We start from the raw sequence: 14,035 nt of genomic DNA, 5'->3' as shown, positions 1-14,035 counted from the left end.
CTCCGTTGATTTACGAGTCGTGGTTTACTAAAGGCGTTAACTGCTTTGCCATCCAGTCGGCGATAAACGGCTGGGCATCGCGGTTAGGATGAATACCATCATCCTGCATCCATTGCGGTTTGAGATAGACCTCCTCCATAAAAAAGGGTAACAGAGGTATAGCAAACTCACTGGCGAGCTTTGGATAGATAGCGCTAAAGGTTTCATTATACCGACGACCGTAGTTAGCGGGCAGACGAATTTGCATCAGCAGGGGTTGGGCATTCGCCGCTTTGACGTCCTGCACAATGGTACGCAGCGTCTGTTCGGTCTGTTGCGGCGCGAAACCGCGCAGGCCGTCGTTACCGCCCAGCTCAACCAGCACCCAACGGGGCTGATGCTGTTTGAGTAGCGCAGGCAGACGCGCCAGCGCTTGCGAAGAGGTATCGCCGCTGATGCTGGCATTCACCACGGTGGTTTTGCTCTGCCACTTCTCGTTCAGCAGCGCAGGCCAGGCGGCGCTGGCGGACATTCGATATCCGGCGCTCAGGCTGTCACCGAGGATGAGTAACGTGTCAGCCGCAGCAGCCCGACAGATAAACAGTATCAGAAACAGGAAAGGCAAATGCCAGCGGAAAACATTGTTGAAGTTCATCATCTTAAGAAGTCCGTCGGTCAGGGGGAGCATGAGCTTTCCATCCTTACCGGAGTTGAACTGGTTGTCAAACGCGCCGAGACGATTGCGCTGATTGGCGAGTCGGGCTCGGGCAAATCCACGCTGCTGGCGATCCTCGCCGGGCTGGATGACGGCACTGGCGGGGAAGTGAAGCTGGTCGGTAAGCCTTTGGACCAGATGGATGAAGAGGCGCGCGCCCAACTGCGCGCTCAGCATGTCGGCTTTGTCTTTCAGTCATTTATGTTGATTCCCACGCTCAATGCGCTGGAGAATGTCGAACTTCCGGCACTGCTGCGCGGTGAAAACAGCGGGCAAAGCAAAGCGGGCGCGAAAGCTCTGCTTGAGCAACTGGGGCTGGGCAAACGACTCGATCATCTGCCGGCACAGCTTTCAGGCGGAGAACAGCAGCGTGTGGCGTTGGCGCGTGCGTTTAACGGTCGCCCGGACGTTCTGTTTGCCGATGAACCGACCGGCAATCTTGATCGGCAGACCGGCGATAAAATTGCCGATCTGCTCTTTTCCCTGAACCGTGAGCATGGCACGACGTTGATTCTGGTGACTCACGATCCGCAACTGGCGGCGCGCTGTGACCGGCGTCTGCGTCTGGTTAACGGACAGTTGCAGGAGGAGGCATGATCGCACGCTGGTTCTGGCGCGAGTGGCGCTCGCCCTCGCTATTGATTGTCTGGCTGGCGTTGAGTCTGGCGGTGGCCTGCGTGCTGGCGCTGGGCAATATCAGCGACCGGATGGAAAAAGGCTTAAGTCAGCAAAGCCGCGAATTTATGGCGGGCGACCGGGCACTGCGCAGTTCTCGCGAAGTCCCACAGGCGTGGATTGACGAAGCGCGTCAGCGCGGCCTGAAAGTCGGAGAACAGTTAACCTTCGCCACCATGACCTTTGCCGGTGACACGCCACAGTTGGCGAATGTTAAAGCGGTCGATGATATCTACCCGATGTACGGCGAGCTGGAAACCAACCCGCCAGGGCTCAAGCCGCAGCCCGGAACGGTACTGCTGGCGCCGCGACTGATGGCGTTGCTGAACCTGAAAATCGGCGACACGCTGGAGGTGGGCGACGCCACGCTGCGTATTGCCGGTGAAGTGATCCAGGAGCCTGATTCCGGCTTTAACCCCTTCCAGATGGCGCCGCGTCTGTTAATGAATACGGCGGATGTCGCAAAAACGGGGGCCGTGCAGCCCGGCAGTCGCGTGACGTGGCGCTATAAATTTGGCGGTACGTCGCAACAGCTTGACGGCTATGAAAAGTGGCTTTTACCGCGACTCAAACCTGAACATCGCTGGTACGGTCTTGAACAGGACGAAGGCGCGCTGGGCAAATCTCTCGAACGGTCACAACAGTTTTTACTCCTTTCTGCACTGTTAACGTTGCTGCTGGCGGTGGCGGCGGTGGCCGTGGCAATGAACCACTATTGCCGCAGTCGCTATGACCTGGTGGCGATCCTGAAGACACTTGGGGCGGGCAGGGCGCAACTGCGCAAACTGATTATCGGACAGTGGCTGATGGTGCTGGGGCTGTCTGCGGTGACGGGTGGCATTATCGGGGTGGTGTTTGAAAAGGCGCTGATGGTACTGCTTAAACCGGTGCTGCCTGCCGCGCTGCCGCCTGCCAGCCTCTGGCCGTGGCTTTGGGCACTGGGGACCATGACGGTGATTTCACTGCTGGTTGGTTTACGTCCCTATCGCTTGTTATTAGCTACTCAGCCGCTGCGCGTATTGCGTGGTGACGTGGTGGCTAACGTCTGGCCGCTGAAATTCTATTTGCCGATCGTGACCGTGGTGGTTGTGCTGTTACTGGCGGGTTTAATGGGCGGAAGTCCGTTGCTGTGGGCGGTGCTGGCGGGCGCTGTGGTACTGGCGCTGTTGTGCGGCGTACTGGGATGGATGCTGCTGTACGTGTTGCGCGGTATGACGCTGACGGCGCTGCCGTTGCGCCTTGCCGTTAGCCGTCTGCTACGTCAGCCGTGGTCGACGCTAAGCCAACTGTCGGCTTTTTCGCTGTCATTCATGCTGCTGGCGTTACTGTTAGTGTTGCGTGGCGATCTGCTGGATCGCTGGCAGCAGCAGCTTCCGCCAGAAAGTCCCAACTATTTTCTGATCAATATCGCATCCGAACAGGTGCCGCAGGTGAAGGCGTTTCTGTCAGAGCATCAGGTGATTCCTGAGGCGTTTTACCCGATCGTGCGGGCGCGTCTGACTGCAATAAATGGCGCATCGACGGAAGGGGGCCAGGATGAGTCTCTGAACCGTGAGCTAAACCTCACCTGGCAGGACGCCCGCCCCAGCCACAACCCGATCACCGCCGGTAACTGGCCACCGAAACAAGGCGAGGTGTCGATGGAGGAAGGGCTGGCAAAACGGCTGAACGTCTCTCTCGGCGACAGTGTGACCTTCATGGGCGATACCCAGGAGTTCAGTGCAAAGGTAACCAGTCTGCGCCGGGTTGACTGGGAGAGTCTGCGCCCCAACTTTTTCTTTATCTTTCCCTCCGGCGCACTGGATGGACAGCCCCAGAGCTGGCTGACCAGCTTCCGTTGGGAAAACGGCAACGACATGTTGACGCAGCTTAACCGCGAGTTTCCGACAATCAGCCTGTTAGATATTGGCGCGATCCTTAAACAGGTGGGGCAGGTTCTGGAGCAGGTCAGCCGGGCGCTGGAGGTGATGGTGGTGCTGGTGACCGCCTGCGGTATATTGTTGTTGCTGGCGCAGGTACAGGTCGGTATGCGTCAGCGCCATCAGGAACTGGTGGTCTGGCGTACTCTGGGAGCAGGAAAGAAATTGTTGCGCGCCACGCTCTGGTGCGAGTTCGCCATGCTGGGGCTGGTCTCCGGGCTTGTGGCGGCGATCGGCGCGGAAACGGCGCTGGCGGTGTTGCAAACCCGGGTATTTGATTTTCCCTGGGAGCCAGACTGGCGGCTGTGGATCATCCTGCCGTTCAGCGGCGCGCTCTTACTGTCTGTCTTTGGCGGCGGGCTGGGTATCCGTTTGTTAAAGGGCAAAGCTCTGTTCCGCCAGTTCAATAATTAAACTCCGTGATAGTTACGCGCCGGTTTTTATACTGGCGCGGATTTTCTTAGCCGCATGAATTGTTAACCTCGCGTTATTTAACAGCACAAATCATTTAAAACCCGCCAACACGTCAGTGTTAATACCAGTTAATATTCAATCGCTGAATAATTAGCAGGAAATCTATCAAGGAAAAAGAATGACTATAAAAACAACAGCGCTGGCGGCATCGATCGGCGCAGCAGTGGCATTGACGTCTTTCGCCTCTCTGGCGGAAATCACCGTTCTGAAACAAGATCCACAGGCGGGCAATCCGCTGAGCCGTCTCAACTTTACCGTTGGTGGGAGTATTCGCCCTCAGTTCCAGAATATGACGGGCGATGACGGCGCCAATGGCTATAAACGTAATGGCTTCGACGGCGGTACCCGTTTCCGTTTCGCTACCGACTACTATCTGTTTGATGACATCAGTTGGATCAGCTTCTACGAGCTGGGCGTTAACATTCCGGCGCAATTCAACTGGGACAACCACTATGCTGAAGGCGCGCATGACACCACGCGTCGTATGCTCTACACCGGTCTGAAGAGTGATACCTGGGGGACGCTGACCTTCGGTCAGCAGAACAGTATTTACTACGATGTGGTGGGTGCGAAAACGGATATCTGGGACTATGACATGATTGGTCAGGCTCCGGGTAACGGGATCAACGGCGACTACGATGGTTCTTACCGTTCTCGTAAGATGCTGAAATATAAGAAAACCGTGGGCGATGTCGATCTCTATGCATCTTATCTGTTCAGCGATGACTACAACCCGAACAACGGTCTGAACTACAAACGTAAAGGCGGCGGCTCACTGGGCGCGGATTACCATATTACTGACGATCTGAGCTGGGGGACGGCGTGGAACTACACCCGTGCGGAAATGCGCGGTAACGGCAGCAAAACTTACGACCAGAACATCGTGGGTACAGCGCTGAGCTGGACGCCGGACAACTGGACATTCTCTATGGGTGGCGGCTGGTATCAGAACTTCATGACCACCAAAAAAGTGTCTGCACATGACTACTTTGCTGGTGACGCATGGGGTCTGGAATACTTTGCCGGTTATACATTCCCTATCAATCAGTATGCGTTAAAATCCATTCAGCCGTACTTTATGGGCGACCGTATTGAATATGTGAATGGTCGCAACTACCTGCGTACCGATAACGGTGTGGGTATCAGCTTCCAACTGGATTATGGTTTCCGTGTTGATTACGAACACGTCTTTACCTCCAGCACTGACAATCTGGGTGATATGAACCTGGTTCGTCTGCGTTACGACTTCTGAGTCTGATGCTGTGCCCGGTGGCGCTGACGCTTATCCGGCCTACAGGGTTGTGGCGGTTTGTTTGCCGGATGGCGCTGACGCTTATCCGGGCCTGGAGGGTTGCGGCGGTTTGTTTGCCGGATGGCGCTGACGCTTATCCGGGCCTGGAGGGTTGTGGTGGTTTGTAGGCCGGATAAGACGCGTTGGCGTCGTCATCCGGCATTGTTTAGTGGCTCAGCCACTGAGCAACCTCTTCATATGTCCCGCGAAAAACAATCTTTCCGGCTTTCTTTTCCAACTGATAGCGGTACATCGGATCGTAATACTCTTCCAGCAGTGGCACTAACCAGTTGAAATGGACTTCGGTACTGCCGGTCCGACGCTGCGCATCCAGCGCGACGTCCAGCTTCGCCGTCAGCTCATTAAACCGTTGCAGCCCCAGACGACGCTGAATCGCCGAAAGCCCGTGATGCAGATAATCGCTGTATTCCTGCCAGCCACGTTCTTCACCATACGCAAGGGTAAAATCGTGATGCATCCGCACGAAATACTCCTCGCGCAGGCGCTCAAGACGCCGCTCAAACGGATCCTCAATCACGGCGAGGGTAGCCTGCGTCATGCGTTCGCGCAGGCATTCCGGCAAATGGTTTGAACCGATCATTCGCCCTTCATCTTCTAACACCCAGCGTGAGGACTGTTTTTTCAGCAGCGTCACCGCCAGCAGGTTTTCAAAACTGGCCTGACTGAGTTGGGGTTCCAGGGTGCGACCAAACGAGGAGCCGCGATGATGGGCAAGCCCCTCGAGATCGACTCCGTCCACCTGCTGGCGCACCAGTTGTGTTTTGCCATTGCCGGTACAACCGCCAATCAGCACGATCGGTTTTTGCACCTGCTCCTGCGTTGCGGCAATGGCGGCCTGGCGCAGTGCTTTATACCCGCCTGTGACCAGCGGGTACTCCACGCCGGAGTCGCGTAACCATTGCTGGACGATGTGCGAGCGCTGTCCGCCACGGGCGCAGCAGATATAGCCGTGAGGGTATTGCTGACAGGCTGCGCGCCAGGCGTCCAGACGCTGCTGGCGAATCTCGCCGCTGACAAGTTGATGGCCGAGTTCAAGGGCAGCTTCCGGCCCCTGGCGTTTGTAGCAGGTGCCGACGGCAGTGCGCTCGTCATCATTCATTAAGGGTAAATTTATCGCGCCCGGCATGGCTCCCTGTTGAAACTCAACCGGCGCGCGGACATCGATTAAGGGCGTATCGGCGCTAAGGATCGCGCGATAGTCCGTTCCATCGTTCATGTGTAATCCTGAGAAGACTAAACTGCAATGGACGGGATTTTACGCGCGGAAGGAGAGGACGGGGAAGTATAAGTTAAACTTCCCCGCATTTTACGTGTGTTGAAGGCTTATTTGAGCTGGGTTTGCGCCCAGAGAATACCGCTGGCGTATTCCGGTGGAAGCAGAGGCACGAGAGCTTCAAGCGTCGCACTCAGGCGCGCAGTATCGCTATCGGTCAGATTCAGGTGACCCACTTTACGGCCGGGACGCACCTCTTTGTCATACCAGTGCAGATGGACAAGCGGCAGTTTCAGCCAGTCGTAATTCAGGTCGCTGCCAATCAGATTGACCATCACTGACGGGCTATTCACCACCGGCGTGGGCAGCGGCAAACCGGTAATGGCACGCAGATGCAGCTCAAACTGACTGATGCTGGCGCCATTTTGCGTCCAGTGTCCGCTGTTATGCACACGCGGAGCCAGTTCGTTGATCAACAGTCCTTCCGGCGTGACAAAACACTCCATCGCCATTACGCCGACGTAACCCAGTTCCTGCATGATGGCAGAAAGCATTGATTCGGCCTGCGCCTGTTGTTTTGCACTGGCCTGCGGGAAAGCGACGCTGGTTCGCAGGATCCCGTCCTGATGTAGGTTACGCGTTAGCGGGTAGAATACAGTACTGCCGTCATGCGCACGGGCGCCAACAAGGGAGACTTCGCCAGAGAAGTTGATACCTTGTTCGACAATGCACTCGCCGTAGTTATCCTCCGGGAGCTGATCGGTTTCACCGGTACGTAAACGCCACTGACCGCGTCCGTCGTAACCGCCGACGCGACGCTTAACAATCGCCAGCTCGCCTAAACGTTCGAAGATGGCAGGCCATTGGCTTTTCTCTGCCAGCAGTTGCCATGGCGCGGTCGCCAGACCGAGCTTATCGAAAAGCTGTTTTTGCGTCAGGCGATCGGCGATGATCGGGAACACGTCACGGTTCACAAACCCAGGATGACGCGCCAGTTCGCGGGTTAATGCGGTTTCCGGCCAGCGCTCAATTTCTGCGGTAATCACGCTTTGCGAAAAAGGCACGGCAGCCGGTTCTGCATCCAGTCCAACCGGCCAGACGGCGATGCCTAAAGGCTCACCGGCCTGACGCAGCATCCGTCCTAACTGACCGTTGCCCAGCACGCAAACCTGTTTCATGCCGCACCCCGCGGATCCGGGTTCTCAAGCACCTCATCCGTTTGCGCGTTGCGCCAGTCCTTCAGACGTTGATGCAGAGCGTTGTCATGGGTAGCCAGAATCTGTGCCGCCAGCAGCGCCGCGTTAGCCGCGCCCGCTTTGCCAATCGCCAGCGTACCGACCGGAATACCACGCGGCATCTGTACGATAGAGTAGAGGCTATCGACGCCGCTCAGCGCCGCGCTTTGTACCGGAACACCCAGTACTGGCACCAGCGTTTTTGCCGCAATCATTCCTGGAAGATGGGCCGCGCCACCCGCGCCAGCAATAATCACCTGATAGCCATTCTCTTCGGCGCTTTCGGCAAAGCTGAACAGCTTATCGGGCGTGCGGTGGGCTGAGACCACTTCAACGTGGTGCGGGACTTCCAGGATTTCAAAGATTTCGGCGGCGAACTGCATGGTAGCCCAGTCACTTTTGGACCCCATCACGATGGCGACACGCGCCGGATTATTGCGGGAAGACATGCGTCTGAAAACTCCTGTGGTGCGGGACATTCGACTTTTGAGGCCACAGAGAATAGCACGGAAATAAACCAAGGAAAACGGTTGCGTGGCTGGATTTTAAGGCTTCTGGCGTTGTCAAAATAGCTGTTGCTGAAAACGTACCGGTTCTAACATAAGAGGGTCAACGCCCTCTGTTCCACCTAACAAAAAGGGACTTGTGGGATCGTGTTTTTTGAAATTGCTGTTGGCCTGATGCTGATTGTAGGTTGCATAGCAATATTGACATCCATGCAGACAGGTGTTGTAGGTACCGATGTCAATGCTCTTCACACAGCCACAGGCCTCACGTTGACCAGAATCTTTACTGTTGGGCATTGATAAGCCAAATATGTTATTAATGAGCACCTCATCAATACACTTACCGTGCTGAATACCTTGTCCGGTAAGGTTGATCTCTTCAGCACAAGAGTAGATATCCAGTCCGTGCTGCCGGGTAATTTCTGATAATCTCTGCGCCAGTGTTAAACAGAGTTCATGGTTTTGCGTAATATCGCTGTAAATGAGGGATTCAATAGCCCTAAGGTTTTTTTCCGTTTTTTGATAAAAATCAGCAAAGCTAATTACGACACGTTGGGTATGACCTGCTAATTCGGTGGCGATTTTACTGAACAGGCGGATGTGTTCGTCAAACGGAAGTAGATTTGAAAACAAAATGGGGTCATAGCGCCAGATGACTTTCTCAGCACCAATTTTTTCTGACAGTCGTTTGAATATTTCCAGTGCTTTATGCGGATTTAAGGTTTTAGACTCTACCAACCGCGGGTACCCGGTGAGGGTGAACTGGAAGTAAAAACGATGCCCGATCCCGGAAAGTTCATCAAGGTAAGGGAGCAGTTTTGTGGGGTTGCGTGTCCAGAATACGATTGCATCAACATCCTCAGGAAGCAATGACACCCGAGAGACCTGGTGATAATTAAAGGGATTTCGTGTCAGCAAAAAACCTGCGCGAATGCGGTTCATTAACCATTCACTGTAGAATGCAGGTATATCGGTGCGACGGCTGGCACTAATGATCATCGCGAATATTCCAGTAAATAATGAGAGGGCTTTTTTCTTAAAACGGGAAAGCAATCAGTTCCACATCGTCCGGGGTGACTTTAACCATCGAACCTTCGGTATGCCAGGCGCCTAATACAACGCGGAAAGCAGGTTCGCCATTGGCGATAAATTGATGCACATCCGGACGGTGCGTATGGCCGTGGATCAGCCACTGGACGTGATGTTTTTCCATCTCAGCGACAACCGCATGTTTATTGACGTCCATGATTTCCAGCGATTTAGTGCTGTTGGCGGCTTTGCTGTCGGCACGCATTCGGGCGGCCACGCGTTTGCGAATAAACAGCGGCAGGGTGAGGAACAGCGTTTGCAGCCAGCGCTGATGAACTTTCGCGCGAAACGCCTGGTAACCTGCATCATCAGTACAAAGCGTATCACCATGCATGATGAGCACCCGACGACCGTACAGGTCGAGTACGTTTTCCTGAGGGAGCAACGTCATACCGCTTTCCCGCGCAAAGCGTTTGCCAATCAGAAAGTCACGGTTACCGTGAATGAAGAAACAGGGCACGCCGGAATCCACCACCGCTTTAATGGCAGCGGCCATTTCGTGATGAAGCGGATTAGGATCGTCATCGCCGATCCAGGCTTCGAACAGGTCGCCCAAAATATACAATGCGTCGGCCTGACGCGCATCGCCCGCTAAAAAACGCAGAAAACCGGCGGTGATCGCCGGTTCTTCTGTGCAGAGATGAAGATCTGCAATAAACAGTGTCGCCACGATTACTCGCTGACGGTCACGTTTTCGATAATGACGTCTTCTTTCGGTACGTCCTGATGCATGCCGCTGCGGCCGGTGGAAACACCTTTGATTTTGTCCACAACGTCCATACCTTCAACCACTTCAGCGAATACGCAGTAGCCCCAGCCCTGCATACTTTCAGCAGAGAAGTTCAGGAAGTCGTTGTCGACCACGTTGATAAAGAACTGGGCAGTTGCGGAGTGCGGAGCCTGAGTACGCGCCATTGCCAGCGTACCACGAGTATTTTTCAGACCGTTGTTGGCTTCGTTTTTGATCGCTTCTTTGGTGGCTTTCTGTTTCATGCCCGGTTCAAAACCGCCGCCCTGAATCATAAAACCGTTGATCACACGGTGGAAAATGGTGTTGTTGTAAAAACCTTCGCGGCAGTAGTCCAGGAAGTTTTTAACTGTTTCAGGCGCTTTATCATCAAATGTTTTGATTACGATATCGCCGTGATTAGTGTGGAAAGTAACCATTTTTGCATCCTGTTCCGATAGAGTAGTGCTTTAACCCAATTAAAGGTCAGAGTTAGGGGGGTGTTATAGCATAACCGCACGCTGCGATCACCTTGCAAAGTGTGCTGACCCTGGTCTGAATTATGGGTATTATATGGACTTTACGATCCACACACGTCTACACGGAATCTTCAATGTTAAAAATTTTTAATACACTGACGCGCCAAAAAGAGGAATTCAAACCTATTCATGCCGGGGAAGTCGGCATGTACGTGTGTGGCATTACCGTTTACGATCTCTGTCATATTGGTCACGGGCGCACGTTTGTCGCGTTTGACGTGGTGGCGCGTTATCTGCGTTTTCTCGGCTACAAACTGAAGTACGTGCGTAACATTACTGATATCGATGATAAAATCATCAAGCGCGCTAATGAAAATGGCGAAAGCTTTGTGGCTCTGGTGGATCGCATGATCGCCGAGATGCATAAAGATTTCGACGCGCTGAATATTCTGCGCCCCGATGTGGAGCCGCGTGCTACCCACCATATCGCCGAAATTATTGAAATTACCCAACAGCTTATCGCCAAAGGTCACGCCTATGTGGCGGAAAACGGCGATGTCATGTTTGATGTGCCGACGGACCCGAACTACGGTCAATTGTCACGCCAGGATCTGGAACAGTTACAGGCCGGAGCGCGTGTGGATGTCGTTGACGTCAAACACAACCCGATGGACTTCGTGCTGTGGAAAATGTCGAAAGAGGGTGAGCCAAGCTGGTCGTCACCGTGGGGTGATGGTCGCCCTGGCTGGCACATTGAATGTTCCGCGATGAACTGCAAACAACTGGGTAATCACTTTGATATCCACGGTGGCGGTTCGGATCTGATGTTCCCTCATCACGAAAACGAAATCGCTCAGTCTACCTGTGCGCATGACGGCGAATACGTAAACTACTGGATGCACTCCGGCATGGTGATGGTTGACCGCGAGAAGATGTCGAAATCGCTGGGTAACTTTTTTACCGTGCGCGACGTGCTGAAATATTACGACGCGGAAACCGTGCGCTACTTCCTGATGTCCGGCCACTATCGTAGCCAGTTGAACTACAGTGAAGAGAACCTGAAGCAGGCGCGTTCTGCGCTCGAACGTCTGTATACGGCGCTGCGCGGGACGGTTAAAACCCAATTCCTTCCTGATGATGCAATGGATTTTCCTAAAGGGGAAGATTACGAAAAACGCTTCAGAGACGCGATGGATGATGATTTTAATACCCCGGTGGCCTACTCGGTGCTCTTCGATTTAGCGAAAGAACTGAATAACTTCAAACAGAACGCAGACTGGACTCGGGCCAATGCCGCCGCTGCTTATTTGCGTAAACTGGCAAGCGTGCTGGGGCTGCTGGAACAGGAACCGGAGGTTTTCCTGCAAAGCGGCGCTCAGGCGGAAGACGGTGAAGTGGCGGAAATTGAAGCCCTGATTCAACAGCGTCTGGATGCCCGTAAAGCGAAAGACTGGGCGGCAGCGGATGCGGCGCGTGACCGCCTGAATGAGATGGGCATCGTGCTGGAAGATGGTCCACAAGGGACCACCTGGCGTCGTAAGTAATGTTCTTGCCGGATGGCGGCTAACGCCTTATCCGGCCTACCAATACCAGAGCCTTGTCGCGTCATCCGGCAACGAGCTCTGGCATATCAATGTTTTCGATACCACCACAGCACGCTCATCAGCAACGCCCCCGGCAGCCATACCCACAGTAATTCAGAAATAATAACCTGTTGCCCGTATGGGGTGGTGTAGCGCGAAAGGGCAAATGGCGCGACCTTAATCACCTGCCACGGCGCGAAGAAACGCTCGTCCGACCACGGCCAGAGCCAGCCGACGCCTTTCCCACCTGTTGTAATGGAATCCAGCAAACTGTGCGAGAGCAGAGAAACGGTCAGAAACAGCCAGCAGCGTAGTAACCCGGTTTTAAACCATCGTCGGCCAATCATGATGCAGAGCAGTGGAACCACAAAAGCAAAGAGTAGCGAGTGGGTAAATCCGCGATGCCCGAACACGTTTCCATAGGCCACACCCAATTTAAAGGACAGCACGTCCGCGTCCGGCAGCATGGCGAGAACCACACCGGCAAACAGTAAACGCGGAGGAATTACGCGAGATCCAAGCCCCAGACCCAGGCTCAATGGCACGATGGCATGGGTGATAATAGTCGGCACGAGCACTTTCCTTGCAAAAATGGAGAGTGTAGCAAGCAACCTGACAGAATGTTACAGAGTTGATTCTGAATTTCTGTCATACGAAAGAAAATAATGCTTCCCTGTTAGCGGACCCGAATCTGTATGCCTTTTATATGGACAGGTTAAAACAAAGGAGAAGTAGCGTGCGGTTGTCCCTTGTTTAGAACGATATAACGCTGGAATATATTTTTATTGGTTATTGATTTTATTTATTTATTTATATTATCAATTATTAATATTGGATCCATTAAAGATTGTTTTCTTGATGTTTTTAGCGGCATAATGTCGCGCTTGCGAAAGTAGAGCGGGAATATTCCTATAGCGTTATTTTAAAGAGGCATGTTTTTACAAGGCTTATATTATGGATAATATAGAAAACTTCTTATATATAAAAAGAACCCTTTTCGCTCCGACTTTGTTAGCGGTTGTCCTACTGATTACGGGGTGTCAGCAAAGTGAGATGAATCAAAAAGCCAGCGTCAATCCCTCAGTACCGACGTCAGGTAAATCGTCTTCTGGGTTATCGAATTCGGCAGAGCCGCAGAGTGAATCCACTGAAGATCAGGGGGCAGTCATCACCTGTCAGCGCGAACTTGTCGCATTGTCCAAAATTAACCAACCGCTTTACATGCAAAAGAAAAGCGTATTTGATGAGCTCCTGGCCAGCGCGTCGGCTTACGCCTCCGTTCGCGGGGAGATCAGTGTCCAGACAAAGGATACGCTGGATGCTTTATACAAATATAAAACGCAGAAAATATGTAACGATATAGAACAGAGTATTCGTCAGGCATTGATTAGCCGCGGAGAAAATTTTAAATGAAAATAGTTAACCCCAGGCCTCTTTTTTTTTTCTGCCGCTGACCGCTTTCTTCGCAATCTCTGCGGCACAGGCCCAAAATACTGATCAACCCCTTCAGTCGCTGGATGCAATTACGTCGCAATCCAGCGAAATACCCGCTATTTTAACGGTTAAACCTCTTCCACTCCCCGAACCTGTTAAGACAGAACCGACAACATCTCATACTAAGAAATATAAAAAGCGAGCAGTTCAGCAATGTGATAGCCGCTCCGAGCCTTTAACTTCCGGGGCTGACAGCGCAAAATATATGCAACTGGAAAAGCAACTGACGGCTGAGAAACAGTCAAAAGCGCATGATACTGGTGTTTTGCAGCAGTCGCTTGAAGAGAGCCAGCAACGACAAACCGATTTGCAGAAGCAACTGCAGGCTGCTCAGCAACAGTTGAAATCACAATCTACTGTCAAAGAGGGTGACAACAATACTGTTGACCAGCTAAGACAGGCGCTGAGTCGTAGCCAAAGTCAGGCGGCCGATCTGGCCAACCGACTGGCGGTGTTAAGTACCGTTGAAGCTAAAAACGAGCAACAGATAGCGGACCTGACGGCCACACAGACGGCGAATGCGAAAGCGCTGGCGGCAAAAGATGAACAGCTGAAAACGCTGAGCGGTGCGAAAGAGGGTGACGGCAAGGCGCTGGCGCAACTGAAGCAGTCGCTCGGCGACAGCCAGCAGCAGG

At 53.4% G+C, this 14,035-nt stretch carries 14 protein-coding genes; 6 read left to right on the top strand and 8 right to left on the bottom strand.

Features of this window, described 5'->3' with window-relative positions:
* Nucleotides 1-10 precede the first annotated feature (10 nt).
* Nucleotides 11-637: a multifunctional acyl-CoA thioesterase I/protease I/lysophospholipase L1 gene (tesA, locus tag WB371_RS05260; RefSeq protein ID WP_336219036.1), complete on the bottom strand. Its 627-nt coding sequence runs from the start codon at nucleotides 635-637 to the stop codon at nucleotides 11-13.
* Here tesA and ybbA point away from each other — a divergent pair.
* The 3 genes from ybbA (at nucleotide 605) to WB371_RS05245 (ending at nucleotide 5,014) form a co-directional block, all read left to right on the top strand.
* Nucleotides 605-1,291, top strand: coding sequence for a putative ABC transporter ATP-binding protein YbbA (ybbA, locus tag WB371_RS05255; RefSeq protein WP_336219035.1), 687 nt, complete (start codon nucleotides 605-607; stop codon nucleotides 1,289-1,291). The two genes, tesA and ybbA, sit on opposite strands and share 33 nt — an antisense overlap.
* Nucleotides 1,288-3,702 (top strand): putative ABC transporter permease subunit YbbP, encoded by a 2,415-nt coding sequence (gene ybbP / locus WB371_RS05250; RefSeq protein ID WP_336219033.1) that lies wholly within the window; start codon nucleotides 1,288-1,290, stop codon nucleotides 3,700-3,702. The genes ybbA and ybbP overlap by 4 nt, the downstream gene beginning before the upstream one ends.
* 178 nt (nucleotides 3,703-3,880) lie before the next feature.
* Entirely contained in the window at nucleotides 3,881-5,014 is a 1,134-nt protein-coding gene (locus WB371_RS05245) for a porin (protein WP_336219032.1), read from the top strand.
* A 205-nt stretch (nucleotides 5,015-5,219) separates the two neighbouring features.
* Here WB371_RS05245 and mnmH read toward each other — a convergent pair whose 3' ends face one another.
* The 6 genes from mnmH to ppiB all read right to left on the bottom strand — a co-directional run bounded on the left by mnmH (nucleotide 5,220) and on the right by ppiB (nucleotide 10,284).
* Nucleotides 5,220-6,290: a tRNA 2-selenouridine(34) synthase MnmH gene (gene mnmH / locus WB371_RS05240; RefSeq protein WP_336219031.1), complete on the bottom strand. Its 1,071-nt coding sequence runs from the start codon at nucleotides 6,288-6,290 to the stop codon at nucleotides 5,220-5,222.
* A 107-nt stretch (nucleotides 6,291-6,397) separates the two neighbouring features.
* Nucleotides 6,398-7,465 carry a 5-(carboxyamino)imidazole ribonucleotide synthase gene (purK, locus tag WB371_RS05235; protein ID WP_336219030.1) on the bottom strand — a complete coding sequence of 356 codons (1,068 nt, stop codon included), beginning with the start codon at nucleotides 7,463-7,465 and terminating at the stop codon, nucleotides 6,398-6,400.
* The gene (gene purE, locus WB371_RS05230; protein ID WP_336219029.1) at nucleotides 7,462-7,971 is read right to left on the bottom strand and encodes a 5-(carboxyamino)imidazole ribonucleotide mutase; all 510 of its coding nucleotides are present in this window, start codon (nucleotides 7,969-7,971) and stop codon (nucleotides 7,462-7,464) included. The genes purK and purE overlap by 4 nt, the downstream gene beginning before the upstream one ends.
* 114 nt (nucleotides 7,972-8,085) lie before the next feature.
* Nucleotides 8,086-9,027 carry a DUF1848 domain-containing protein gene (locus WB371_RS05225; protein WP_336219028.1) on the bottom strand — a complete coding sequence of 314 codons (942 nt, stop codon included), beginning with the start codon at nucleotides 9,025-9,027 and terminating at the stop codon, nucleotides 8,086-8,088.
* 37 nt (nucleotides 9,028-9,064) lie between these two features.
* Nucleotides 9,065-9,787, bottom strand: coding sequence for a UDP-2,3-diacylglucosamine diphosphatase (gene lpxH, locus WB371_RS05220; RefSeq protein ID WP_336219027.1), 723 nt, complete (start codon nucleotides 9,785-9,787; stop codon nucleotides 9,065-9,067).
* A gap of 2 nt (nucleotides 9,788-9,789) precedes the next feature.
* A complete protein-coding gene (gene ppiB / locus WB371_RS05215) occupies nucleotides 9,790-10,284 on the bottom strand; it encodes a peptidylprolyl isomerase B (protein ID WP_336219026.1) in 495 nt (164 codons plus the stop codon).
* A 173-nt stretch (nucleotides 10,285-10,457) separates the two neighbouring features.
* Between ppiB and cysS the strand changes: the two genes are divergently transcribed.
* Nucleotides 10,458-11,867, top strand: coding sequence for a cysteine--tRNA ligase (gene cysS, locus WB371_RS05210; RefSeq protein ID WP_336219025.1), 1,410 nt, complete (start codon nucleotides 10,458-10,460; stop codon nucleotides 11,865-11,867).
* Between the two features lie 86 nt (nucleotides 11,868-11,953).
* On the opposite strand, the gene WB371_RS05205 is transcribed toward cysS, so the two are convergent.
* Nucleotides 11,954-12,478: a metal-dependent hydrolase gene (locus WB371_RS05205; protein ID WP_336219024.1), complete on the bottom strand. Its 525-nt coding sequence runs from the start codon at nucleotides 12,476-12,478 to the stop codon at nucleotides 11,954-11,956.
* A gap of 382 nt (nucleotides 12,479-12,860) precedes the next feature.
* Between WB371_RS05205 and WB371_RS05200 the strand changes: the two genes are divergently transcribed.
* Both WB371_RS05200 and WB371_RS05195 read left to right on the top strand, forming a co-directional pair.
* Nucleotides 12,861-13,319 (top strand): hypothetical protein, encoded by a 459-nt coding sequence (locus WB371_RS05200; protein WP_336219023.1) that lies wholly within the window; start codon nucleotides 12,861-12,863, stop codon nucleotides 13,317-13,319.
* Nucleotides 13,320-13,605: 286 nt separating this feature from the next.
* The coding region (locus WB371_RS05195; RefSeq protein ID WP_336219022.1) for a hypothetical protein at nucleotides 13,606-14,035 on the top strand (430 nt) is incomplete at its 3' end.

Source organism: Citrobacter amalonaticus, assembly GCF_037053465.1.
Taxonomy (GTDB): Bacteria; Pseudomonadota; Gammaproteobacteria; order Enterobacterales; family Enterobacteriaceae; genus Citrobacter_A; species Citrobacter_A amalonaticus_H.
This window is presented reverse-complemented; position numbering and strand designations above follow the sequence as displayed.